Consider the following 20,905-nt stretch of genomic DNA (forward strand, 5'->3'; position numbering starts at 1 on the left):
CCCCCGGTCAGATGGTCCCCGCGCGACGGCGGTACGACAGCACAGCGTACGAACCGAACAGAACGAGCCAGGCCGTCAGCACGATGATGGCACCGGCTCCCGGGGCGTGCCCCTCCGATACGGCGGTGCCCAGCTGGGCGAACCGGTGGGTGGGGGTGTACGCCGACACGGCGCGCAGCGGGCCGGGAAAGAGGCTGACCGGGAACCAGAGGCCGCCGAGCACCGCGAGCCCCAGGTTGCACAGCATGTTGACGACCCCGGTGGACGGCCCGGTCAGCCGGTAGCCGTTGCCGAGGCCGAGCAGGGTGAACGGCACCGAGCCGAGCCACAGCAGCAGCGCGATCCCCGCCCACTGCCAGGCCGCCAGCCGCACCCCGTCGACCAGCCCGCCCGCCGCCAGCACCGCGAGTATCGAGGGCAGCACGGTCACCACGCCGGTCAGGGTCCGCCCGGTCACCACCTCGCGCGGTGTCATCGGGGTCACGCGCAGCTGGCGCAGCCAGCCGACGGCGCGGTCCTCGGCGACGGCACCTCCGGTGTTCAGCGCGGAGCCGACGGCGCCGTAGGCGGCCATGCCGACCATCGCCGCGGTGCGCCAGTTCCCGTCGTTCTCACCCAGGTTGGTGAACAGCAGGTACATCATCACGGGCATCGCCGTTCCGCCGATGACGAAGCCGGTGTCGCGGAGCGTGCGGCGGATCTCGAGACGTACGTAGGCGAGCATCAGACCGTCTCCCGGGCGTGAGGGGGCAGGGGGCTGCCCGTCGTGGTCCGGGTGCCGGTCGGCCGTGGCTGGCCGCGCAGTCCCCCGCGTCCCTTCGGGGCGCCTGCGTCTTCCCCGGCCGTCAAGGCGAGGAAAGCGTCGTCCAGGGACGCCCGAGTCACCTCCAGCCCCCTGATCGCCCCCAGCTCGGCCAAGGCGATCACCGTCGCGTCCGAGTCGTCCGTGCGCAGTCGGGCCCGGTCGCCGTGCACCTCCACCGAACGGACCCCGGGAAGCAGGCCGAAGGACGCCGGATCCCGTCCCGCCGGGTCCACGCAGACCAGGTTGCCGCCCGCCGCGCGGCGCAGTTCCCCGCTCGTGCCGTCGGCGGCGATCCGGCCCCGGTCGATCACCACGACGCGGTCGGCGTACGCGTCCGCCTCCTGCAGGTAGTGCGTGGAGAACAGGACGGTGTGACCACGACCGGCGTAGGCCCGCATGGAGTCCCAGAAGGCGTGCCGGGCCTCCACGTCCAGCGCCGCCGTCGGCTCGTCCAGCACCAGCAGCGCGGGGTCGCCGGCGAGCGCGACGGCGAACCGCACCCGCTGGACCTGACCGCCCGACAGCCGGTCCACCCGCCGCCCGGCCAGGTCCGCGATCCCGGCCAGCTCCAGGGCTCGCGCCACCGCCATCGGTGCCGGACAGCGGGAGGCCACGAAACCGACCAGCTCGCCCACGGTGACCCGGGGCACCGGGCGCGCGTCCTGCAGCATGGCGCCCACGCGCCCCGCGCGCACGGACCGTTCGGGCGCCGCGCCGAACAGTTCCACCGTGCCGGCGTCGGGCGCGTGCAGGCCGAGCAGCAGCCCGATCGCGGTCGACTTGCCCGCGCCGTTGCGGCCCAGCAGGGCCACGGTCTCCCCGCGGCCGATCTCCAGGTCGATACCGTCCACGGCGCGCACCGCGCCGTATTGCTTGACCGCCCCCGTGACGGAGACGGCGCTTCCCCGTTGCGTCATGCCCACGACGCTACGGACCGGGTCCCCCGTCCGGCAGATGCGCATGTACGGACTCGGGCAGTACGAATGTCACCTCCCGAGCGGATCTGACACGGTGTCAGGAGCCTTCACAAGTACGGAGCGCTGGGCTATACAGAGGGCGCCGGACTGGAACGCGTTCTAGGTCGGCCCGTAGCGACCTCGGTGCGGCCGACGGTGCGGACGTCCGCACCGGGGTCTTGAACCGCCAGTGTCAGGAGCCCTATGCCCATCGACGCAGCGAAAGCCCTCGCGGCCCCACCCCGGACCGGCGAGATCTCCTGGACCACCAAGGACGTCCAGCTCTACCACCTCGGCATTGGCGCGGGCGTTCCCGCCACCGACCCCGACGAGCTGCGCTACACCCTGGAGTCCCGGCTGCACGTCCTGCCGAGCTTCGCCACCGTCGCGGGCTCCGGCGCGCCCGGCGTGATCAGCGGGCTGTCCATGCCCGGCGTCGAGGTCGAGCTCGCCAAGGTCCTGCACGGCGGTCAGACGCTGGAGATCCACCGCCCCATCCCGGCCGAGGGCACGGCGAGGGCGGCCAACCGGCTCGCCGCCGTCTACGACAAGGGCAAGGCCGCGATCCTGGTCCTGCGCACCGAGGTCCGCGACGCCGACGGCCCGCTGTGGACCAACGACGCCCAGATCTTCGTACGCGGCGAGGGCGGCTGGGGCGGCGACCGCGGCCCCTCCATCCGCCTGGATCCCCCGGTCGGTGAGCCCGACCGCACCGTCGAGCGCCCGATCCGCGAGGACCAGGCCCTCCTCTACCGCCTCTCCGGCGACTGGAACCCGCTGCACGCCGACCCCGAGTTCGCCAAGCTCGCCGGGTTCGACAGGCCGATCCTGCACGGGCTGTGCAGCTACGGCATCACGCTCAAGGCGGTCGTGGACACGCTGCTCGCCGGCGACGTCACACGCGTCCGCTCCTACACGACGCGCTTCGCCGGAGTGGTGTATCCGGGCGAGACCCTGCGCATCCGGATGTGGCGGCAGGAGGGGAGCGTCAGGGTGGACGTGAGCGCGGTCGAGCGCGACGACGCGCCGGTCCTCGCCGACACCGTCGTCCAACACTCCTGAGCCAGCCCACAGCCGAGGGGAGAGCCGCACCATGCGCGCAGCCGTACTGCACGAGATCGGCCAGGAAAAGCTGGAGGTCCTCGACGACGTCGAGGCGGTGGGCTTCGGGCCCGGCAAGGTCAGGGTCCGGGTGCGGGCCACGGGGCTGTGCCACTCGGACCTGTCCGCGATGAACGGGGTGCTGCCCCAGCCCGCGCCGTTCGTACCGGGCCACGAGGGTGCCGGCGAGATCCTCGAAGTCGGGGACGGCGTACGGAACCTGAAGCCGGGCGACCGGGTGGTCATCTGCTGGCTGCCCGCCTGCGGCGCCTGTCCGGCCTGCCGGCGCGGCCAGACGGAGCTGTGCCTGGCCGGGTTCATGAACGCGGGCACCCCCAACTTCAAACGGGCCGGCGGCGGCGCCGCGGACGTGTTCGGCTTCGCCGGCACCGGCACCTTCGCCGAGGAGGTCGTGGTCGACGCCGGCTGCGCGGTGCCGGTCCCGGACGACGTGCCCTACGACATCGCCGCCCTCATCGGCTGCGGGGTCACCACCGGCCTCGGCGCCGCCCTGAACACCGCCGACGTCGAGGCCGGTTCGTCGGTCGCCGTCATCGGATGCGGCGGCGTCGGCATCTCGGCGGTGCAGGGGGCGCGGCTGAAGGGCGCCGCCGAGATCGTCGCCGTCGACCCGGTCGCCTCCCGGCGCGAGTCGGCCCTCGCGTTCGGCGCCACCAGGGCCGTCGCGCCTCAGGAGCTGGCCGACGCCAGACAGCAGGTCACCGGCGGGGAGGGCTTCGACTACGTCTTCGAGGTCGTCGGCAGGTCGGCCACCGCCCGCACCGCCTACGAGAACACCCGGCGCGGCGGCACCCTCGTCGTGGTCGGCGCCGGCGCCATGGACGACTTCCTGCAGCTCAACATGTTCGAGCTGTTCTTCGACGAGAAGCGCATCCTGCCGTCCATGTACGGCGGCGGGGACGTGCTGCGCTCCTACGAGCGCACGATCGCCCTGTGGCGGGCCGGCCGGGTCGACCTGGCGGGCCTGATCACCCACCGGGTCCGGCTCGCGGAGATCAACGAGGCACTGGACCAGATGCGTACCGGGACGGCCCTGCGTACGTGCATCGAGATCTGAGGACGGAGACCGGCATGGCACTGGCGCTGCCACTTGAGGGGCTGTCCGCCGTCGTCACCGGCGCCGGACGCGGGCTCGGCCGGGCCGAGGCCCTGGAACTCGCCCGGCTCGGCGCGGCCGTCGTCGTCAACGACTACGGGCAGCCGGGACGGGACGGGTCGGGTGAGGCCTCGGCGGGCCCCGCCGGGGAGGCCGCCGCCGAGATACGCGCCCGGGGCGGCCGGGCGGTCGCCCACACCGGGGACGTCGCCGACTTCCGTCAGGCCCGCGAGCTGGTCGACGTGGCGATCACCGAGTTCGGCAGGCTGGACATCCTGGTCAACAACGCGGGCATCCTGCGCGACCGCATGGTCTTCTCGATGACCGAGGACGAGTGGGACGCCGTGATCCGCGTCCACCTCAAGGGCCACTTCAACACCACCCGCTTCGCCGCCGCGCACTGGCGGGAGCGGTCCAAGGCGGCCGGGGGAGAGAGGGTCTACGGGCGGATCGTCAACACCTCCTCCGAGGCGTTCCTCGCCGGATCCGCGGGGCAGCCCAACTACGCGGCCGCCAAAGGCGGAATCGTCGGCCTCACCACCTCCACGGCCCTCGCGCTCGCCAAGTACGGGGTCACCGCCAACGCCATCTGCCCGCGCGCCCGTACCCGCATGACCGAGGACGTGTTCGCCGGGTTCGAGCGGCCCGCCGAGGGGCTGGACCCGCTGGCCCCCGAGCATGTCGCCCCGCTCGTCGGCTATCTGGCCTCACCGGCCGCCGCCCGGGTCAACGGCCAGCTGCTCGTCGTACACGGCGGCATGGTCGCGATCGTCGAACGGCCGCGGGTGCAGGCGAAGTTCGACAGCAAGCAGGAGACGTTCAGCTACGACGAACTCGACGCGCTGCTCACCCCGCACTACGCGGACCGGCCACCGGGTGAGACCTTCGCGGCGGCGGAGGTGCTGGGACTGAAACGCGGGTGAGGAGACGACAGAGGGGGCGTCCGTCGGACGCCCCCTCTTTCCGTTACGGCCGTCAGGCGGCCACCTCGGTGGTCTCCCCGGCCGGCTTGCGGTGCCGCCCGTGCGGAGCCGACTCGCTCTCCTGGGCCGCGATCGGGCCCCGGTGCCGGCCGTGGCCGGCAGCCCCCTGAGAGTCGGCAGACAGCTGCTCGGTCGTGCTGGTGTCGCTCATCGGAAGTATTCACCCCGTCAACATGATCTTTCGTACAGCCGGGCGAGTGTAACCGGCACACCACGGGCCGAATCCAGGCGCACACGCCAACCGGCACTACTTCGTTACAAGACGTCCCAGGGGCGCCTGCTGCAACGGCACCGGACGCGCCACCAGGGGCTTTGGAGCGGGCTGCGCCGCGGGCTCCGGAGGATCCGGTTCCGTCGGCTCCGGCGACGCCCCGCGCGCGCCGGCAGCCGCGCCGTCCCGGACCGGGCCCTGCGGACCCGCGCCCCCCGAGGCCGCGGCGGTACCGCCGCCCGCGGCCGTCTCCCCCCTGGGCACCGTCAGCTCCGCCACTCCGCACGGGGTCTCCCGTGTGGCGTACGGCAGCCGCAGCACCCCCTCCCGGGTCCACAGCCCGGCCCCGGCCAGCCACCCCGCCGGCGCCGGGAGATGGCTCATCTGCCGGCCGGCCGGGCGCCAGGTGGCCACCCAGCCGCCCAGCGGCCCGTCGACGCGCAGCGCCACCGCACAGGTCTCCGGCATCAGCACCTGCCCGGGCTGGATCGCGAACGGCGTCACCGCGCAGTCCGGCACCCGCAGGCTCTCCGGGAAGCGCACCGGCAGCGTGCTGCCGAGCACGCCCCAGCCCAATCGTTCCCGTCCCGGAGACGGCGCGTCGGAGGAGATGAGCAGCAGCCCGCTGTCGGGGTCGGCGAGCAGCAGCCGGTCGTCGCTCGCGGCCGCGATCTGCAGCAGCGGCGAGATCTCGGCGCGCCCCAGGTCCACCACGACCGTCTTGACCGGCCCGCCGACCTGCTCCCGGTCCAGCGCCAGCATCCGCCCGGCGCGGTCCAGCCACACCCCGCCCGAACAGCGCCCCGGCACCTCGGCGAGCCGCTCGGGCCCGAACGCCCCGCCGGCCACCACCCACACCGCACTCGACCGCGGCCCGACGGCGAGGGCGTACGCGTGCGTGCCCCCCGGCGCGGGCGGCAGCAGCGTGAGCCGGGTGCCGGGCTCGGGGCACTCCACCGCGCCCAGCGGCAGCTCCCCGGTGCCGGGACCGGTCGGATACAGCAGCGAGAAGGCGTGCCGGTGCTCGACCAGCCGGTGGATCAGCACCCGGCCGTCCGACAGGGGCTGCACCTCGGTGCCGGGCTCCTCCGGCTGGTTGCCGGGCAGCGGCACCGCGTACGGCTCCGGGCCGTCCAGCGTCCAGCGCTCCGGGAACCACACGTCACCGGCCGGCGCGAGCCGGGCGGCGTACGCACCGTCCGCCGTCACCGAGAACGCCGTCCCCGGCACACCGTCGGCCCCGTCCGTCGACGGGGGTTCGATCGCACAGACCGTCATCGTTCGGTCACCTCCCGCGACGAAGCTAGTTTTCGCGCGCACAGGCGTGAGACCGGCCGACCCCGGCTTCACACATACGGGTGGCGCAGAAGCGATTCGCCTGAGGGGACCGGGGCGTTTGTGCTGAGCGGGGCCGGACCGGACGGATGCGGTACGGCCCCGCCGACCAGCCAGGTAGCCTTTCCCTCGTGCCCCGTCTGTCAGAAGTCATCGCCGCGCTGGAGAACCTGTGGCCCGCCGAGCGGGCCGAGTCCTGGGACGCGGTCGGCACGGTCGTGGGCGACCCCGACCAGGAGGTCACCCGGGTCCTGTTCGCCGTCGACCCCGTGCGGGAGATCGTCGACGAGGCGGTGACGCTCGGCGCCGACCTGCTGGTCACCCACCACCCGCTCTACCTGCGGGGCACCACCACGGTCGCGGCGACGCACTTCAAGGGCCGTGTCGTGCACACGTTGATCAAGAACGACATCGCCCTGCACGTCGCCCACACCAACGCCGACACGGCGGATCCGGGTGTCTCGGACGCGCTCGCGGGCGCCCTGGACCTCCGTGTCGTACGACCGCTGGTGCCGGACCCCACCGACCCGGCGGGCCGCCGCGGCCTCGGCCGCGTCTGCGAGCTGGACCACCCCCTCACCGTCCGCGAGCTGGCCGCGCGTGCCGCCGAGCGGCTGCCCGCCACCGCGCAGGGCGTCCGGGTGGCCGGCGACCCCGAGAAGCCCGTCCGCACGGTCGCCGTCAGCGGCGGCTCCGGCGACAGCCTCTTCGACCAGGTCCGGGCGGCCGGCGTCGACGCCTTCCTCACCGCCGACCTGCGGCACCACCCGGCCTCCGACGCTGTCGCCCACAGCCCCCTCGCGCTGCTCGACGTGGCGCACTGGGCCACCGAGTGGCCCTGGTGCGAGCTGGCCGCGAGCCAGCTCGACGAGATCTCCGACCGCCACGGCTGGGACCTTCGCGTCCACGTCTCCAAGACGGTCACCGACCCCTGGACCGCCCACGCGGCGTCCACCCCTTCTAGCTGAACCCGGGAGCCCCCAACTGAACGCCGCGCCCGCCGACCAGATCCGACTCCTCGACGTGCAGGCCCTGGACGTCCGCCTGCAGCAGCTCGCGCACAGGCGGAGGTCCCTGCCCGAACACGCCGAGATCGACTCGCTGAACAAGGACCTCACCCAGCTGCGGGACCTGCTCGTCGCCGCGCAGACCGAGGAGAGCGACACCGCCCGCGAGCAGACCAAGGCCGAGCAGGACGTGGACCAGGTGCGCCAGCGCGCCGCCCGCGACCAGCAGCGCCTGGACTCCGGCGCGGTCACCTCGCCGAAGGACCTGGCCAACCTGCAGCACGAGATCGCCTCCCTCGCCAAGCGGCAGGGCGACCTGGAGGACGTCGTCCTGGAGGTCATGGAGCGCCGCGAGTCCGCCCAGGAGCGGGTGGGTGAGCTGAGCGAGCGGGTCGCGTCGGTGCAGGCGAAGATCGATGCCGCGACCGGCCGCCGGGACGCCGCGAACCAGGAGATCGACGCCGAGGCCGGTTCGGTCGCCAAGGAGCGGGAGGTCGTTGCGGCAGCCGTCCCCGCGGACCTGCTCAAGCTCTACGACAAGCTGCGCGAGCAGCAGGGCGGCATCGGCGCGGCCAGGCTGTACGCCCGCACCTGCCAGGGCTGCCGTCAGGAGCTGGCGATCACCGAGCTGAACGAGATCCGCGCGGCGGCGCCGGACACCGTGGTGCGCTGCGAGAACTGCCGCCGCATCCTGGTGCGTACGGCCGAGTCGGGTCTGTAGAAGTCGGTAAGGGGCTTTCGGGTGCGGCAGTTCATCGTCGAGGCGGACGGCGGGTCGCGGGGCAACCCGGGGCCCGCGGGCTACGGTGCGGTCGTCAGTGACGCGGCTACGGGTGAGCCCCTGACCGAGGCCGCCGAGTACATCGGGATCGCCACCAACAACGTGGCCGAGTACCGGGGCCTGCTGGCCGGCCTGCGCGCGGCCCACGCTCTCGACCCGACCGCTCTCGTCCACGTCCGCATGGACTCCAAGCTCGTCATCGAGCAGATGTCGGGCCGCTGGAAGATCAAGCACCCCGACATGAAGCCGCTGGCGACGGAGGCGAGGTCCGTCTTCCCGCCCGACCAGGTCACCTACGAGTGGATCCCCCGCGAACAGAACAAGCACGCCGACCGCCTGGCGAACGAGGCGATGGACGCGGGGGCGAAGGGGCAGCAGTGGTCGCCCGCCGACTCCGCCGCGGGCCGTGGTGCCGCTGAGCCGGCACGGGTGGCCGGTGGGGGCGTCCCCGCTCGGGCGAGGCCGGGAGCGGGGCAGGCACCGGTCGGCGGGCAGCGGACCGGCACCACCGACGAGCAGCACCTGTCCACGCCGGAGCGGCAGCACACGTCGGCCCCCGGCTGGAGCAGCGCCCCGGACCTCGGCGCCCCCGCCACCTTCGTCCTCCTCCGCCACGGCGAAACCCCCCTCACCCCCCAGAAGCGCTTCTCCGGCAGCGGCGGCACCGACCCCTCCCTCTCCGCCGCCGGCCGCGAACAGGCCCACCGCGCAGCCGAGGCACTCGCACGACGCGGCACCATCCAGGCCGTCGTCGCCTCCCCCCTCACCCGCACCCGTGAAACCGCCGCCGTCGTCGCCACCCGCCTCGGGCTCGACGTGACGATCGAAGACGGCCTGCGCGAGACGGACTTCGGCGCCTGGGAGGGCCTCACCTTCGGCGAGGTCCGCGAACGCCACCCCGACGACCTGAACGCCTGGCTCGCCGACCCGGAGGCCCACCCCACCGGCGGCGGCGAGAGCTTCGCCGAGACGGCCACCCGGATCGCCGCGACCCGGGACAAACTGGTCGCGGCCCACGCGGGCCGCACGGTCCTGCTGGTCAGCCATGTGACCCCGATCAAGACCTTCGTCCGCCTCGCCCTCGGCGCCCCGCCCGAGTCCCTGTTCCGCATGGAACTCTCGGCCGCCTCCCTGTCGGCGGTGGCGTACTACGCCGACGGAAACGCGAGCGTCCGCCTCTTCAACGACACCTCGCACCTGCGTCCCTGAGCCCGGCGAGCTGCGCCGCTCCCCGCGCCAGCCTCTCGATCCGCGCCCAGTCCCCGGCGGTCACCGCGTCCGCCGGGACCATCCAACTGCCGCCCACACAGCCCACGTTGGGCAGGGAGAGATACTCCGGTGCGTTCGCCGGACCGATTCCGCCCGTGGGACAGAAACGAGCCTGCGGCAACGGCCCGGCCAGCGATCTGAGATACGCCGTGCCGCCCGCCGCCTGCGCCGGGAAGAACTTCATCTCCCGCACTCCGCGCTCCAGCAACGCCACCACCTCCGAGGTGGTCGACACCCCCGGCAGGAACGGCACCCCGGACCCGCGCATCGCCGTGAGCAGGGCGTCCGTCCATCCGGGGCTGACCAGGAACCGTGCCCCCGCCGCCACACTCGCGCCGACCTGTTCCGGCGAGATCACCGTGCCCGCGCCGACCACGGCCTGCGGCACCTCGCCGGCGATCGCGCGGATCGCCTCCGGCGCCGCCGGTGTCCTGAGCGTCACCTCGATCGCCGGCAGCCCGCCCGCCACCAGAGCCCGCGCCAGCGGTACGGCGTCGGCGGCGTCGGAGACGACCACCACGGGCACGACCGGGGCGAGATCCAGCACGGACGCAGCCGAAGGGGAGGGCGGCGGTGAGGTCATGCCCTCATCGTGCCCAGCGGCTGCACTGCTCGCAATGAGCGTTGCGCATGCTGCAATGTGAAGGGCTGAGGCTCAGTGGATCTCCTCCACCAGCACGTCCAGCGACCACGCCTTGCCCGCCCTGTCCGGCGCCTGCGCCTCCACGACATAGCCGAGTGCCCGCAACACCTCGACCAGTTCGGCCGGGTCCTTCGGCGCGGCACCGGCCGTCAGCAGACTGCGCACCATCCGGCCCTTGGTCGCCTTGTTGAAGTGGCTGACCACCTTCCGGGTCGGGGCGTGCAGCACCCGTACGGTCGCCGTGCGCCCCGCGACCTCGCCCTTCGGCCTCCAGGCCGCCGCGTACGCCGAGGAGCGCAGGTCCAGCACCAGTCCGGACCCGGCCGCCTCCGGCAGCACCTCGGCCATCGGCGCCCGCCAGTGCCCGGACAGCGCGCCCAGTCCCGGCAGCTTCACACCCATCGAGCAGCGGTACGACGGGATCGGGTCCGTCACCCGCACCGCGCCCCACAGACCCGAGAACACCAGCAGCGTCTTCGCCGCCCGCCGGCGTGCCGCCGCGTCGAGCGTGGCCAGGCCCAGGGCGTCGTAGAGGACACCGGTGTAGATCTCCCCGGCGGGGCGGGCGCCGGCCGTGCGCAGCCCGGCGTTCTTCGCGACCTCGCCGCGCAGCCCCTCGCTCAGCCCGAGCACCTCGCGCGCCTTCTCGTTCTGGTCGGGGTCCCCGGCGCACAGCTCGACCAGCTCGGTGAGCACGGCCTCGCGCGCGGCGGTCAGCCCCGGCAGGGACAGCGCCGCGAGCTCCAGCGGAGCCCCTTCCCCCGAGTTCGCCTTGCCTTCCGAGGGCGGCAGCAGGACCAGCAACACGTACTCCTCACGTAGACCTCCGCGCCAGCGTACGGCGTGCCGCCCCCGCGGCACCGACCTACGCTCGCTGTATGCCCTGCCGCAAGATCCGTGTGACCGGCGCCCCGGAAGCCCCCTTGCGGGCCGCCCTCGCCGCGCTGCGCGCAGGACTCGGGCTGCCCGAGGGATTCCCGCCGGAGGTCCGGGCCGAGGCCGAGCGCGCGGCGAAGGCGCCCGCCCTGCCGTCGTACGACGCCACCGGCATCCCCTTCTTCACCCTCGACCCGCCCGCCTCGCTCGACCTCGACCAGGCGGCCCACCTGTCCCGTCGGGGCACCGGCTACCGGATCCGGTACGCCATCGCCGACGTCGCCGCCTTCGTCGCGCCCGGCGGGGCGCTGGACGCCGAGGCCCACCGGCGGGTGAACACCCTGTACTTCCCCGACGAGAAGATCCCGCTGCACCCGACCGTGCTCAGCGAGGGAGCGGCCAGCCTGCTGCCGGACCAGGTCCGTCCGGCCGTGCTGTGGACGATCGACCTCGACGCGGACGGCCGGACCGTCGCCGCGGACGTGCGCCGCGCCCTGGCCCGCAGCCGGGCCAAGCTCGACTACGCGCGCGTGCAGCGGGAGATCGACGCCGGGAGGGCCGAGGAGCCCGTCGCACTGCTCAAGGAGATCGGCGAGGCCCGGGAACGGCAGGAGACCGAGCGCGGCGGCATCTCCCTGCACGTGCCCGAGCAGGAGATCACCCAACAGGACCACACCTACGTCCTCGGGTACCGGGCCCCGTTGCCCGCCGAGCGCTGGAACGCCCAGTTGTCCCTGCTCGCCGGCATGGCCGCCGCCGACCTGATGCTCGCCCACGGCACCGGCGTGCTGCGCACCCTGCCGGCCGCCCCCGACGGTGCCGTGGCGCGACTGCGCCACACCGCGACCGCCCTGCGCATCGACTGGCCGCACCACGTGTCGTACGCCGCCCTGATCCGCGTCCTCGACCCGCGCGACACCCGCCACGCCGCCTTCCTCCAGGAGTGCACCACTCTGCTGCGCGGCGCCGGCTACACCGTCTTCCGCGACGGCGACCTGCCCGCCATCACCACGCACGCCGCCGTCGCCGCTCCCTACACCCACTGCACCGCCCCGCTGCGCCGCCTCGCAGACCGGTACGCCTCGGAGATCTGCCTCGCCGCCGTCGCCGGCCAGGACCCGCCCGACTGGGCGCTCGCCGCGCTCGACGCGCTGCCCCGGCGGATGGCCGACGGCTCCCGCATCGCCGGCACGGCCGAGCGCGAGTGCGTGGACGTCGTGGAGGCGGCCCTGCTCAAGGACCGGATCGGGGACGTCTTCGACGGCTGCGTGGTGGACGTCGACGAGCACCGCCCGACCGAGGGCACCGTCCAGGTGGACTCCCCGGCGGTCATCGGCCGTATCGAGGGCGACCGGCTGCCGCTCGGCGAACGCCTGCGGGTGCGGCTGGTCCGGGCCGAGCCGGGCACCGCGAAGATCCTGTTCACTGCGGTGTGAGCGCCCTGACGGGCGTGCGGGTCGAGGCGGGCGCCGGCTGCGGCGCCGAGGCCGCGGTCGGCTCGACCGGTGACGGCCGGCACACCGGCCCGATGCTCCAGGGATTCCGCCGGCCCCTCGCCGCCTTCCGTGTCGGCGGCCCGGCCCACGGACGGCGCTGACGCCTTCGCCCACGGCATGGTCGTCCTGGAGATCCACGGCCGCCTCCCGGCCGGCGCCGACCTGGACGCGGCATGGAAGCGGGGTCTGAAGGCGTTGCATCCTTGGCGGGACCGATACGACAAGGGGGTGTTCCATGGCGGAACAGGCGCTGTGGACACGCGCCCGACTGGGCCGGGGCGGACCCCCGCTCGATCTGCTGACGGCGGACTTCCGCCGGCACACCTACGCACCGCACGCCCACGACGAGTACACGATCGGCGTCTGCGTGGGCGGCTCCGAGGTGATCGACTACCGGGGCGGACACATCCGCACCGGCCCCGGCACGATCGTTGTCCTCGACCCCGGCGAGATGCACACCGGCGGCCCCGGCAACGCCACCGACGGCTACGCCTACCGCGCCCTGTACGCCGAGCCGTCCCTCCTGGCCGACGGCACCCTCGGCGGCCTCCCGCACTTCCGCGAACCCCTCCTGGACGACCCCGAACTGGCCGCGGCCCTCCGCCGCGCCCACACCGCGCTGAGCGCCTGCCCCGACCCCCTGGAGGCCGAGTCCGTCCTGCCCTGGCTGCTGACGGCCCTGGCCCGCCGCCACTCCACGGCCAGACCGGCGTCCGACGAGATCCCCGGTGCGGGCGCGATCGCCCTGACGGTCCGCGACCGCCTCGCCGGCGAACTCACGGCACCCCCGCCGCTGGCCGGCCTGGCGGCCGAGCTGGGCCTGTCCCGCTACCAGCTCCTGCGGGCCTTCCGCACGACCATGGGCATACCGCCGTACGCCTGGCTGGCCCAGTACCGGGTGAGCAGGGCGCGGGGGCTGCTGGAGGCGGGCCTGCGCCCGGCCGAGGTGGCGGGTCTGGTGGGTTTCGCCGACCAGGCGCACCTGACCCGCTGGTTCCGGCGCGTGCTCGGGGTGACGCCGGCGGCGTACCGCAACAGCGTTCAAGACGCGGCCTGAGGGAGCGGCCGAAACTCGCCGTATGACTGCACGCGGCTGGTTCCTGTTCTCCCTCATGGGAGTGATCTGGGGCATCCCCTATCTGATGATCAAGGTGGCGGTGGACGAGGTGTCCCCGCCGGTGGTGGTGTTCACACGCTGCGCGGTCGGAGCGCTCCTGCTGCTGCCCCTCGCCCTGCGCCAGGGCGGCCTGTCCCGGACCGTACGCGCCCACTGGCGCCCCATGCTGGCCTTCGCCTGCCTGGAGATCATGGTCCCCTGGATGACCCTCACGGACGCCGAACGGCACCTGTCCAGCTCGACGGCGGGCCTGCTGATCGCCGGGGTGCCGATCGTCGGCGTGGTCGTGGCCCGTCTCCTGGGTGGCACCGAACACCTGGGCGCCCGCCGCCTGACGGGCCTCGTGCTCGGCCTGACCGGCGTGACGGTCCTGACCCTTCCCCACCTGACCGGCGGCGACGACCGCTCCCTGGCCGAGGTCCTGCTGACGGTCGTGGGTTATGCGACGGCCCCCCTGATAGCCGCACGCCGTCTGAAGGAGGTCCCGTCCCTGCACCTGACGGCGGCCTGCCTGACCCTGGCCGCCCTGGTCTACGCCCCGTTGGCGATCGCCGTACACCCGTCGTCCGTCCCCTCGCCCTCCGCCCTGGCGGCACTGGCGGGCCTGGGCGTGCTGTGCACCGCGGTGGCCTTCGTGGCCTTCCTGGAACTGATCAAGGAGGCGGGCCCGACGCGGGCCACCGTCATCACGTACGTCAACCCGGCCGTGGCGGTGGCGGCGGGCGCGTTCTTCCTGCACGAGCCGCTGACGCCGACGGTCCTGGTGGCCTTCGCCCTGATCCTGGCGGGCTCCGTCCTGGCGACGGCGGCCGCCGGTCCTCGCCGCTCCCGCCGCCCGGTACCATGGTCGACACGGCAGACGAGCCGGGCGGACGGCCGCGTGGAGTCCCCGTAGGGGGCTTCCCGAGGAACGTCCGGGCTCCACAGGGCAGGGTGGTGGCTAACGGCCACCCGGGGTGACCCGCGGGACAGTGCCACAGAAAGCAGACCGCCCGGGGCTCCGGCCCCTGGTAAGGGTGAAACGGTGGTGTAAGAGACCACCAGTGCCCAGGGTGACCTGGGCAGCTAGGTAAACCCCACCCGGAGCAAGGTCAAAAGGGGACGCTTCGGCGTCCCTGCGCGGACGCACGAGGGCTGCCCGCCCGAGTCCGCGGGTAGACCGCACGAGGCCGGTGGCAACACCGGCCCTAGATGGATGGCCGTCGCCCCGGGGCCCGCGAGGGCCCCGGGGAACAGAACCCGGCGTACAGCCCGACTCGTCTGCCAGCGAAGCTCTGACCAGGGGAAACAGCCTGGCCGGGGCTTTGGTGCGTGCGGCTGGGACTGACGTGCGCGGCAGGGGAGTGGCTTACGCCGGCGGTGTGAGCGGACGCTCCCCGACCCCCTTCACATGAGCCTCGAACACCCCCTGCGCCTGCGGCGTCAGCGTCCGTAGCGCCACCAGCGCCGTGATGGCGACGTCGCACAGTTCCCCCTGTACGTCCTCCCACGTGTGGGTGACGCCCTTGCGCGGGTTCTGGCCGGTTGCCCCGATCACCGCTTCCGCGACCTCGCCGACCTCCTCCGACAGCTTGAGGATGCGCAGGAGGAGGCCCTCGGTCCCGGGGTGGGCGCGGCTGGCCTCCAGGCGGGACCAGAGTTCGTCGATGGTGGGCCAGAGGGCGGGAGCGTCCTGATCGGTCATGCCGGGCAGCTTTCCATGCCCCCGGCGCCGCACCGTACCGACTACTCCTCGAACTCCTCGAACAGCACCTCCTGCTCTCCCTCCGCCTTGACCCGCACCCGCCGGTTCCGCGCCCCGATGACCACCGCCGTGGCCGCCGCCGTCACGCCCAGGGTCACCGGCACCATCCACCCCCGGTCGAAGACGTGACCGAGGGCGTGGTCGAGGGAGAGGCGGCCGGGGCCGGTCACCGCGAGGCCCGCCGCCGCGAGGCCCAGGCTCGCCGCGTGCTCGTAGCCGCCCTCCTGGGCGAAGAAGCCGTTGGGCATGTGGACCGCCGCCGCCCCCGCCATCGCGCCGGCCGCCGCCGCGCCCGCCGCCGGGGTCGCCAGGCCCAGGGCGAGGAGGGTGCCGCCGCCCGTTTCCGCGAGACCCGCCGCCGTGGCGCTCGCCCTGCCGGGGGCGTATCCGACGGATTCCATGAACTGGCCGGTGCCCTCCAGTCCGTGGCCGCCGAACCAGCCGAACAGCTTCTGCGCGCCGTGCGCGGCCAGCACCCCGCCGGTCCCCAGCCGGAGCAGCAGCAGGCCCAGATCACGTCGGTCGTAACAGCTCACGGTGACTCCCATGCAGAGACATGCGGACAGGTGGACACTCGGACGGGTGCCTTGCGGGTCCGCGTCCGCGTTTCCACCGTCGCAGCTCTCACACCCGTCAGCCCGCCGTGGGCGGCGTTCGGGTGGCGGGCCCGGCGGCGCGGTGTGAGCCTTGCGCCATGACGATTCAGCCAGCCAAGCTCAGCGACCCGGCCGTCCGTGCCTTCGTCAACGCCGTCAACTCCCATGACAGGGAGGGGTTCCTCGCCCTCCTGGCGCCCGGCGCGACCATGTCCGACGACGGCTCCGACCGTGACCTCGCCGAGTGGACCGACCAGGAGATCTTCTCCTCCCACGGCCACATGGAGGTCGACAACGAGTCGGCCGGCGGCCGCGTCCTCCTGGCCCGCTACAGCAATGACACCTGGGGCGAGATGCGCACCAAGTGGACCTTCACCGTCGAGGACGACGGCCGGATCTCCCGCTTCGAGACCGGACAGGCATAAGACGCGGACCGCGGGCACGGACCGACGGCACCAGGCAGGGCGGGAAAGGCCGTCGCGGCTCTTGCCCTCGTGTGCGCTTCACCTCCTAGCGTCCCGCGGCATGACGCACATGACGCGAAGGACAAACGGCGCGATGACGTCGTGCTCGCCACCAAGTGGGGCAACGTCTTCGACCCGGAGACCCGCACCGCCGACGGCCAGGACGACACCCCCGAGTACGCCCGCCGTGCCTCACCGCCTCCCTGCGCCGCCTCGGCACCGACCACATCGATCTGTACCAGCTGCACATCTCCGACGCCGACGCCGCCCGGGCCGCGGAACTCCGGGACCAGTGCGAGGAGTTCGTCCGGCAAGGCCTCGTCCGCGGGTACGCCTGGAGCACCGACGACCCCGAGCGCGCCGCCGTGTTCGCCGAGGGGCCGCACTGCACGGCCGTGCAGCACGCCCTCAACGTGCTCCACGACGCCCCTGAACTCGTCGCACTGTGCGAGCGGTTGGAGCTCGCCAGCATCGATCGCAGTCCGCTGGGCATGGGGCTGCTGGCCGGGCGGCGCAAGGAGCCCCTGGCCGCCGGGGACATCCGGAGCCGGCCGCCCGCCTGGATGCAGGGGTACGACGGTGACGGCTCCGGCGCCGACGGCATGTGGCTGGACCGGGTCGACGCCCTGCGCGACGTCCTGACCAGCGGTGGACGTACCCTCGCCCAGGGCGCCCTGGCCTGGATCTGGGCCCGTAGCCCGCGCACCCTCCCCATCCCCGGCTTCCGCACGGTCGCGCAGGCCGAGCAGAACGCGGGGGCGCTGGAGAAGGGGCCGCTCACCCCGCAGCAGATGGCCGACATCGACCGGATCCTGGGGAGGTGAGCGGCCCCCGGCCAGAGCCGGTCGGCGGCGGTGACCGCCGCGCGGCTGCCCGTCGTCGGCGAGACAGGCGCAGAACATCCCGTTCCCCGAAGGTTCTTGGCGCCCGCTGTGGGCGCGGTCACAAGCTGGGCAGGAACCTTTGAGCCACCCTGGGTAAGGGTTGCGCAAGGGAGGGGGCGGCGGAGTAACTCATCAGATTCTCATAAGGTTGCAAATTCCCTGGACGCGGCGGCCGTCCGGTGCGGAGTGCGCTGCTGGGCGCGGTGTACCGTCCCCAGGTGCGCGAATGCTCCCGGCTCAGTCGGCGTGCCGTCCTCGGACTGACGGCCGCCGCCCTTCCCGTGTCCATGACCACCCCGGCCGCCGCCGAGTCCACCGTCATCGGCGGTGAGCGGCTGGCCGGCACCGGCGTCCAGGTGCGCGGCGCCTCCGGACTGCCCGAGAAGCTCACCGCCCGCTCGTGGCTGATCGCCGACTGCGAGAGCGGCGAGGTGCTCGCCTCGTTCGACGCGCACCGGCGGCTGCCGCCCGCGTCCACGCTGAAGATGCTGTTCGCGGACACCGTGCTGAAGAAGTTCGACCGCACCGAGCGGTACACCGTCAAGGACGCCGATGTCGCCGACGTCCCGCTCGGCTCCAGCCTGGTCGGTATCAAGCCCGGTATCACCTACACCGTGGAGCAGCTGTGGCAGGGCGTGTTCCTGCGCTCCGGCAACGACGCCGTGCACGTGCTCTCCCACATGAACGGCGGCATCGCCGAGACCGTCGCCGAGATGCAGGCGAAGGCCCAGGACCTGCAGGCCCTGGACACCCATGTGGTCAGTCCGGACGGCTTCGACCACCCGGGTCAGATCTCCTCGGCGTACGACCTCACGCTGTTCGCCCGCCACGGCCTGAAGGACGCCGACTTCCGTGGGTACTGCGGCACGAAGACCGCCGACTTCCCGGCCGGCGGCAAGAAGACCTTCCAGATCCAGAACACCGACCGTCTGCTGACCGGGGCGTGGGGGCTGAAGGCGTACGACGGCCTGATCGGCGTCAAGAACGGCTACACCAGCCATGCCGGCAACACCTTCACCGGCGCGGCCACCCGGGGCGGACGCACCCTGCTGGTGACCGTGATGCACCCGGCCACCGGCAGCAACGCCGTCTACGAGCAGACCGCCGCGCTGCTCGACTGGGGTTTCGGACGCGGGCGTTCGGCGCAGGCCGTGGGCCTGCTGGTCGATCCGCTCAGCGAGGGCGGGGCGAAGGCGAGCCCGGCGCCCACCGGCAACGCGGCACAGGCGGCCGGCAAGTCGGCCTCGGGCTCCGGCGGGCCGTCGGCCGGCCGGGTGGCGGAGGGTGCGGGGCTCACCGCGCTGCTGGTGGCGGCCGGCACGGCGATGGTGGTGAAGCGGCGTCGCCGCAGGGCGGCCGCCGTGGCGGCGTCCGAGGAGGCAGCCGAGGTGATGGAGACCGCGGAGGCGGGCGGACGGCACCGGCGCTGAAGCGTGCGGCGGCCGTTCCACCGACCGGTGCGCACCCCGCGTCCCGCGAGGTCCACCCCCAACTCCGGTCCGGTGGAACGGCCGCCGCCTCCCCCCTCACCATGGCTGCGGAATCCACGTGCTCCAAGTGTGAAGCAGTTGTGGAGGAAAGTTGAGCATATGTGCTGGACGGCCGCAATACCGCGGATGTTCAAATTCCGTTTGTGTGGAAGGCGAGTGGGACCGCGCTCCCGTCCTCAGCCCCGCCCGATGTACGGCATCGTCGTCGCCAGCACCGTGGCGAACTGCACGTTCGCCGCAAGCGGCAGCTCGGCCATGTGCCGCACGGTCCGTGCCACATCGGCCACGTCCATCACCGGCTCCGGGAGCACCTCGCCGTTCGCCTGGAGCGCGCCGGTCTCCATCCGGGCAGTCATGTCGGTGGCCGCGTTGCCGATGTCGATCTGCCCGACCGCGATGCCGTACCGCCGCCCGTCCAGCGACAGCGACTTGGTCAGGCCGGTCAGCGCGTGCTTGGTCGCGGTGTAGGCGACCGAGTGCGGGCGGGGCGCATGGGCGGAGACGGAGCCGTTGTTGATGATCCGGCCGCCCTGCGGATCCTGCTCCTTCATCCGCCGGTACGCCGCCTGCGCGCACAGGAACGCCCCGTTGAGGTTGGTGTCCACCACGTGCCGCCAGGCGTCGTAGGGCAGCTCCTCGACCGGGACCCCGCCCGGCCCGAAGGTCCCCGCGTTGTTGAACAGCAGGTCCACCCGCCCGAAACGGTCCACCGTCGCCGCGAACAGCGCGTCCACCTCCTCGGGGCGGGACACGTCGGTGCGCACGGCGAGCGAGGCGGCCGCCGGAGCCAGCGCCGCCGTCTCCTCCAGTGTTCCCGTACGCCGGCCGGCCAGCGCCACCGACCAGCCCGCCCCCAGCAGCTCCACGGCGACGGCCCGGCCGATGCCGGAGCCGGCCCCGGTCACCACCGCGATCTTCGATTCCCTGTCAGTCATGGCTCCGCAGCGTAGGCGGCGCATCCGCCATGCGGAATCCACTGTCCGTCATACGGTTATCCGGTGACAGCGGTCACCGCTTCCCCGGGATACCGCACCCCGATCCGCTCCCGCACCGCGTCCAGCGTCCGCATCACCGCCAGCGAGCCCTCCAGCGGCACCAGTGGCGACTCCTTCTCGCCCGCCCGCAGCGCGCGCATGACCTCGGCCGCCTCGTGCCGCAGGGTGGTGCGCGGCCCGTCGGCCGGATCGGCGGTGAACTCCTCGGGCTCACGGCCGTCGCGGCGCAGCACGAACCGCTCCGGGTGGAAGAAGCCGGACGGCACGTCGATCCGGCCGCGCGAACCGGTCACCGAGGCCGTGCCGCCGGTGCCGCCGACGATCGAGCAGTGCAGCGAGGCCATCGCCCCGCTGTCCCAGGACAGCACCACGCCCGTCTGCAGATCGACGCCCTCGGGCGAGAGTAGCGCGCTCCCCGCGACCGCCTCCGGTTCCCCCAGCAGCAGCTGGGCGAACGACACCGGGTACACGCCCAGATCCAGCAGCGCCCCGCCGCCCAGCGCCGGGTCCCGCAGCCGGTGCGCCGGCGGGAAGGGACCGGCCAGCCCGAAGTCGGCCTGCACGGTGCGGACGTGGCCGATCGCGCCGTCGTCCACCAGCGCCTTCAAGCGCCGCACGAGCGGATTGCAGTACATCCACATCGCCTCCATCAGGAAGCGGTCGTGCTCCCGCGCGAGCGCGACGAGTTCCTCGGTGTCGCGCAGGTTCAGCGTGAACGGCTTCTCGCACAGCACGTTCCGCCCCGCCCGCAGGCACAGCCCGGCCGCGACCCGGTGCGCCGAGTGCGGGGTGGCGACGTACACGACATCGATGTCCGGATCGGCCGCCAGCGACTCCCAGTCGCCGTACGCCCGGCCCGCCCCGAACCGCTCCGCGAACGCCTCCGCCGACTCCCGCCGCCGCGAGGCCACCGCCGCGATCTCCGCGTCCGGCAGGTCGACCAGGTCCGCGGCGAACGCCGCCGCGATACCGCCCGTCGCCAGGATCCCCCAGCGCACCCTCTGCTCCGCCATCGCCCCGCCCTCGCTCATGTGT

Annotated in this window: 21 protein-coding genes, 1 other RNA gene and 2 pseudogenes; 14 read left to right on the forward strand and 10 right to left on the reverse strand. The window is 73.4% G+C overall.

Annotated features, from left to right (window positions below):
* Positions 1–7 precede the first annotated feature (7 nt).
* Positions 8–724, reverse strand: a complete 717-nt coding sequence (locus tag ABZ919_RS09720; RefSeq protein ID WP_361244760.1) for an ABC transporter permease — start codon at positions 722–724, stop codon at positions 8–10.
* Positions 724–1,722 carry an ABC transporter ATP-binding protein gene (locus ABZ919_RS09725; RefSeq protein ID WP_361244763.1) on the reverse strand — a complete coding sequence of 333 codons (999 nt, stop codon included), beginning with the start codon at positions 1,720–1,722 and terminating at the stop codon, positions 724–726. The genes ABZ919_RS09720 and ABZ919_RS09725 overlap by 1 nt, the downstream gene beginning before the upstream one ends.
* A 243-nt stretch (positions 1,723–1,965) precedes the next feature.
* Between ABZ919_RS09725 and ABZ919_RS09730 the strand changes: the two genes are divergently transcribed.
* Genes ABZ919_RS09730 through ABZ919_RS09740 form a run of 3 tightly spaced genes read left to right on the forward strand, consistent with a single transcriptional unit; the run spans position 1,966 to position 4,902 of the window.
* On the forward strand, positions 1,966–2,823 hold the full coding sequence (locus ABZ919_RS09730) for a MaoC/PaaZ C-terminal domain-containing protein (RefSeq protein ID WP_361244766.1): 858 nt from the start codon (positions 1,966–1,968) through the stop codon (positions 2,821–2,823).
* A 31-nt stretch (positions 2,824–2,854) separates the two neighbouring features.
* On the forward strand, positions 2,855–3,940 hold the full coding sequence (locus ABZ919_RS09735) for a Zn-dependent alcohol dehydrogenase (RefSeq protein ID WP_361244769.1): 1,086 nt from the start codon (positions 2,855–2,857) through the stop codon (positions 3,938–3,940).
* A 20-nt stretch (positions 3,941–3,960) separates the two neighbouring features.
* Positions 3,961–4,902, forward strand: coding sequence for a 3-oxoacyl-ACP reductase (locus ABZ919_RS09740; RefSeq protein WP_361244953.1), 942 nt, complete (start codon positions 3,961–3,963; stop codon positions 4,900–4,902).
* 52 nt (positions 4,903–4,954) lie between these two features.
* Here ABZ919_RS09740 and ABZ919_RS09745 read toward each other — a convergent pair whose 3' ends face one another.
* A complete protein-coding gene (locus ABZ919_RS09745) occupies positions 4,955–5,113 on the reverse strand; it encodes a hypothetical protein (RefSeq protein WP_361244772.1) in 159 nt (52 codons plus the stop codon).
* Between the two features lie 96 nt (positions 5,114–5,209).
* Positions 5,210–6,451 carry a hypothetical protein gene (locus tag ABZ919_RS09750; protein WP_361244775.1) on the reverse strand — a complete coding sequence of 414 codons (1,242 nt, stop codon included), beginning with the start codon at positions 6,449–6,451 and terminating at the stop codon, positions 5,210–5,212.
* A 188-nt stretch (positions 6,452–6,639) separates the two neighbouring features.
* Here ABZ919_RS09750 and ABZ919_RS09755 point away from each other — a divergent pair, with 188 nt between their 5' ends.
* From ABZ919_RS09755 to ABZ919_RS09765, 3 genes are read left to right on the forward strand one after another with little or no spacing between them, the layout of a single operon-like run.
* On the forward strand, positions 6,640–7,476 hold the full coding sequence (locus ABZ919_RS09755; RefSeq protein WP_361244778.1) for a Nif3-like dinuclear metal center hexameric protein: 837 nt from the start codon (positions 6,640–6,642) through the stop codon (positions 7,474–7,476).
* A 16-nt stretch (positions 7,477–7,492) separates the two neighbouring features.
* Entirely contained in the window at positions 7,493–8,236 is a 744-nt protein-coding gene (locus ABZ919_RS09760; protein WP_361244955.1) for a C4-type zinc ribbon domain-containing protein, read from the forward strand.
* A gap of 21 nt (positions 8,237–8,257) precedes the next feature.
* Entirely contained in the window at positions 8,258–9,505 is a 1,248-nt protein-coding gene (locus ABZ919_RS09765; RefSeq protein ID WP_361244781.1) for a bifunctional RNase H/acid phosphatase, read from the forward strand.
* Here the strand turns inward: ABZ919_RS09765 and eda are convergent.
* Together eda and yaaA are read right to left on the reverse strand one after the other, a co-directional pair.
* Positions 9,477–10,148, reverse strand: a complete 672-nt coding sequence (gene eda, locus ABZ919_RS09770) for a bifunctional 4-hydroxy-2-oxoglutarate aldolase/2-dehydro-3-deoxy-phosphogluconate aldolase (protein WP_361244784.1) — start codon at positions 10,146–10,148, stop codon at positions 9,477–9,479. The two genes, ABZ919_RS09765 and eda, sit on opposite strands and share 29 nt — an antisense overlap.
* 72 nt (positions 10,149–10,220) lie before the next feature.
* The gene (yaaA, locus tag ABZ919_RS09775; protein ID WP_361244958.1) at positions 10,221–11,012 is read right to left on the reverse strand and encodes a peroxide stress protein YaaA; all 792 of its coding nucleotides are present in this window, start codon (positions 11,010–11,012) and stop codon (positions 10,221–10,223) included.
* Positions 11,013–11,086: 74 nt separating this feature from the next.
* On the opposite strand from yaaA, the gene ABZ919_RS09780 reads away from it, so the two are divergent.
* The 5 genes and pseudogenes from ABZ919_RS09780 to rnpB all read left to right on the forward strand — a co-directional run bounded on the left by ABZ919_RS09780 (position 11,087) and on the right by rnpB (position 14,960).
* Entirely contained in the window at positions 11,087–12,520 is a 1,434-nt protein-coding gene (locus ABZ919_RS09780) for an RNB domain-containing ribonuclease (RefSeq protein ID WP_361244787.1), read from the forward strand.
* Positions 12,517–12,681, forward strand: a complete 165-nt coding sequence (locus ABZ919_RS09785; RefSeq protein ID WP_361244790.1) for a hypothetical protein — start codon at positions 12,517–12,519, stop codon at positions 12,679–12,681. The genes ABZ919_RS09780 and ABZ919_RS09785 overlap by 4 nt, the downstream gene beginning before the upstream one ends.
* A gap of 134 nt (positions 12,682–12,815) precedes the next feature.
* Positions 12,816–13,637, forward strand: coding sequence for an AraC family transcriptional regulator (locus tag ABZ919_RS09790; protein WP_361244793.1), 822 nt, complete (start codon positions 12,816–12,818; stop codon positions 13,635–13,637).
* An 85-nt stretch (positions 13,638–13,722) separates the two neighbouring features.
* Positions 13,723–14,439: pseudogene (locus ABZ919_RS09795) on the forward strand (DMT family transporter); the annotation flags it as partial.
* Positions 14,440–14,557: 118 nt separating this feature from the next.
* Positions 14,558–14,960: RNase P RNA component class A (gene rnpB, locus ABZ919_RS09800), an RNA gene on the forward strand.
* An 85-nt stretch (positions 14,961–15,045) separates the two neighbouring features.
* Here rnpB and ABZ919_RS09805 read toward each other — a convergent pair.
* Both ABZ919_RS09805 and ABZ919_RS09810 read right to left on the reverse strand, forming a co-directional pair.
* Positions 15,046–15,381 (reverse strand): MazG-like family protein, encoded by a 336-nt coding sequence (locus ABZ919_RS09805; RefSeq protein ID WP_361244796.1) that lies wholly within the window; start codon positions 15,379–15,381, stop codon positions 15,046–15,048.
* 41 nt (positions 15,382–15,422) lie between these two features.
* Complete coding sequence (locus tag ABZ919_RS09810; protein ID WP_361244799.1) at positions 15,423–15,977, reverse strand: DoxX family membrane protein; 555 nt, start codon at positions 15,975–15,977, stop codon at positions 15,423–15,425.
* A gap of 158 nt (positions 15,978–16,135) precedes the next feature.
* On the opposite strand from ABZ919_RS09810, the gene ABZ919_RS09815 reads away from it, so the two are divergent.
* The 3 genes and pseudogenes from ABZ919_RS09815 to ABZ919_RS09825 all read left to right on the forward strand — a co-directional run bounded on the left by ABZ919_RS09815 (position 16,136) and on the right by ABZ919_RS09825 (position 18,815).
* Positions 16,136–16,462 carry a nuclear transport factor 2 family protein gene (locus tag ABZ919_RS09815; protein WP_361244802.1) on the forward strand — a complete coding sequence of 109 codons (327 nt, stop codon included), beginning with the start codon at positions 16,136–16,138 and terminating at the stop codon, positions 16,460–16,462.
* Positions 16,463–16,585: 123 nt separating this feature from the next.
* A pseudogene (locus ABZ919_RS09820) lies at positions 16,586–17,325 on the forward strand (aldo/keto reductase); the annotation flags it as partial.
* A gap of 278 nt (positions 17,326–17,603) precedes the next feature.
* Complete coding sequence (locus tag ABZ919_RS09825; protein ID WP_361244805.1) at positions 17,604–18,815, forward strand: serine hydrolase; 1,212 nt, start codon at positions 17,604–17,606, stop codon at positions 18,813–18,815.
* Between the two features lie 236 nt (positions 18,816–19,051).
* Here ABZ919_RS09825 and ABZ919_RS09830 read toward each other — a convergent pair whose 3' ends face one another.
* Positions 19,052–19,810: an SDR family oxidoreductase gene (locus ABZ919_RS09830; protein ID WP_361244808.1), complete on the reverse strand. Its 759-nt coding sequence runs from the start codon at positions 19,808–19,810 to the stop codon at positions 19,052–19,054.
* Between the two features lie 56 nt (positions 19,811–19,866).
* Positions 19,867–20,883 carry a Gfo/Idh/MocA family oxidoreductase gene (locus tag ABZ919_RS09835; RefSeq protein WP_361244811.1) on the reverse strand — a complete coding sequence of 339 codons (1,017 nt, stop codon included), beginning with the start codon at positions 20,881–20,883 and terminating at the stop codon, positions 19,867–19,869.
* Between the last annotated feature and the right edge of the window lie 22 nt (positions 20,884–20,905).

Source organism: Streptomyces sp. NPDC046759, assembly GCF_040645475.1.
Classification (GTDB): Bacteria; Actinomycetota; Actinomycetes; order Streptomycetales; family Streptomycetaceae; genus Streptomyces.

Coding starts and splice junctions, on each gene's coding strand:
- ABZ919_RS09720 (WP_361244760.1), bottom strand. CDS start 724: ATGCTCGCCTACGTACGTCTCGAGATCCGCCGCACGCTCCGCGACACC.
- ABZ919_RS09745 (WP_361244772.1), bottom strand. CDS start 5,113: ATGAGCGACACCAGCACGACCGAGCAGCTGTCTGCCGACTCTCAGGGG.
- ABZ919_RS09805 (WP_361244796.1), bottom strand. CDS start 15,381: ATGACCGATCAGGACGCTCCCGCCCTCTGGCCCACCATCGACGAACTC.
- ABZ919_RS09750 (WP_361244775.1), bottom strand. CDS start 6,451: ATGACGGTCTGTGCGATCGAACCCCCGTCGACGGACGGGGCCGACGGT.
- ABZ919_RS09815 (WP_361244802.1), top strand. CDS start 16,136: ATGACGATTCAGCCAGCCAAGCTCAGCGACCCGGCCGTCCGTGCCTTC.
- eda (WP_361244784.1), bottom strand. CDS start 10,148: ATGACCTCACCGCCGCCCTCCCCTTCGGCTGCGTCCGTGCTGGATCTC.
- ABZ919_RS09790 (WP_361244793.1), top strand. CDS start 12,816: ATGGCGGAACAGGCGCTGTGGACACGCGCCCGACTGGGCCGGGGCGGA.
- ABZ919_RS09835 (WP_361244811.1), bottom strand. CDS start 20,883: ATGGCGGAGCAGAGGGTGCGCTGGGGGATCCTGGCGACGGGCGGTATC.
- ABZ919_RS09830 (WP_361244808.1), bottom strand. CDS start 19,810: ATGACTGACAGGGAATCGAAGATCGCGGTGGTGACCGGGGCCGGCTCC.
- ABZ919_RS09730 (WP_361244766.1), top strand. CDS start 1,966: ATGCCCATCGACGCAGCGAAAGCCCTCGCGGCCCCACCCCGGACCGGC.
- ABZ919_RS09725 (WP_361244763.1), bottom strand. CDS start 1,722: ATGACGCAACGGGGAAGCGCCGTCTCCGTCACGGGGGCGGTCAAGCAA.
- ABZ919_RS09735 (WP_361244769.1), top strand. CDS start 2,855: ATGCGCGCAGCCGTACTGCACGAGATCGGCCAGGAAAAGCTGGAGGTC.
- ABZ919_RS09780 (WP_361244787.1), top strand. CDS start 11,087: ATGCCCTGCCGCAAGATCCGTGTGACCGGCGCCCCGGAAGCCCCCTTG.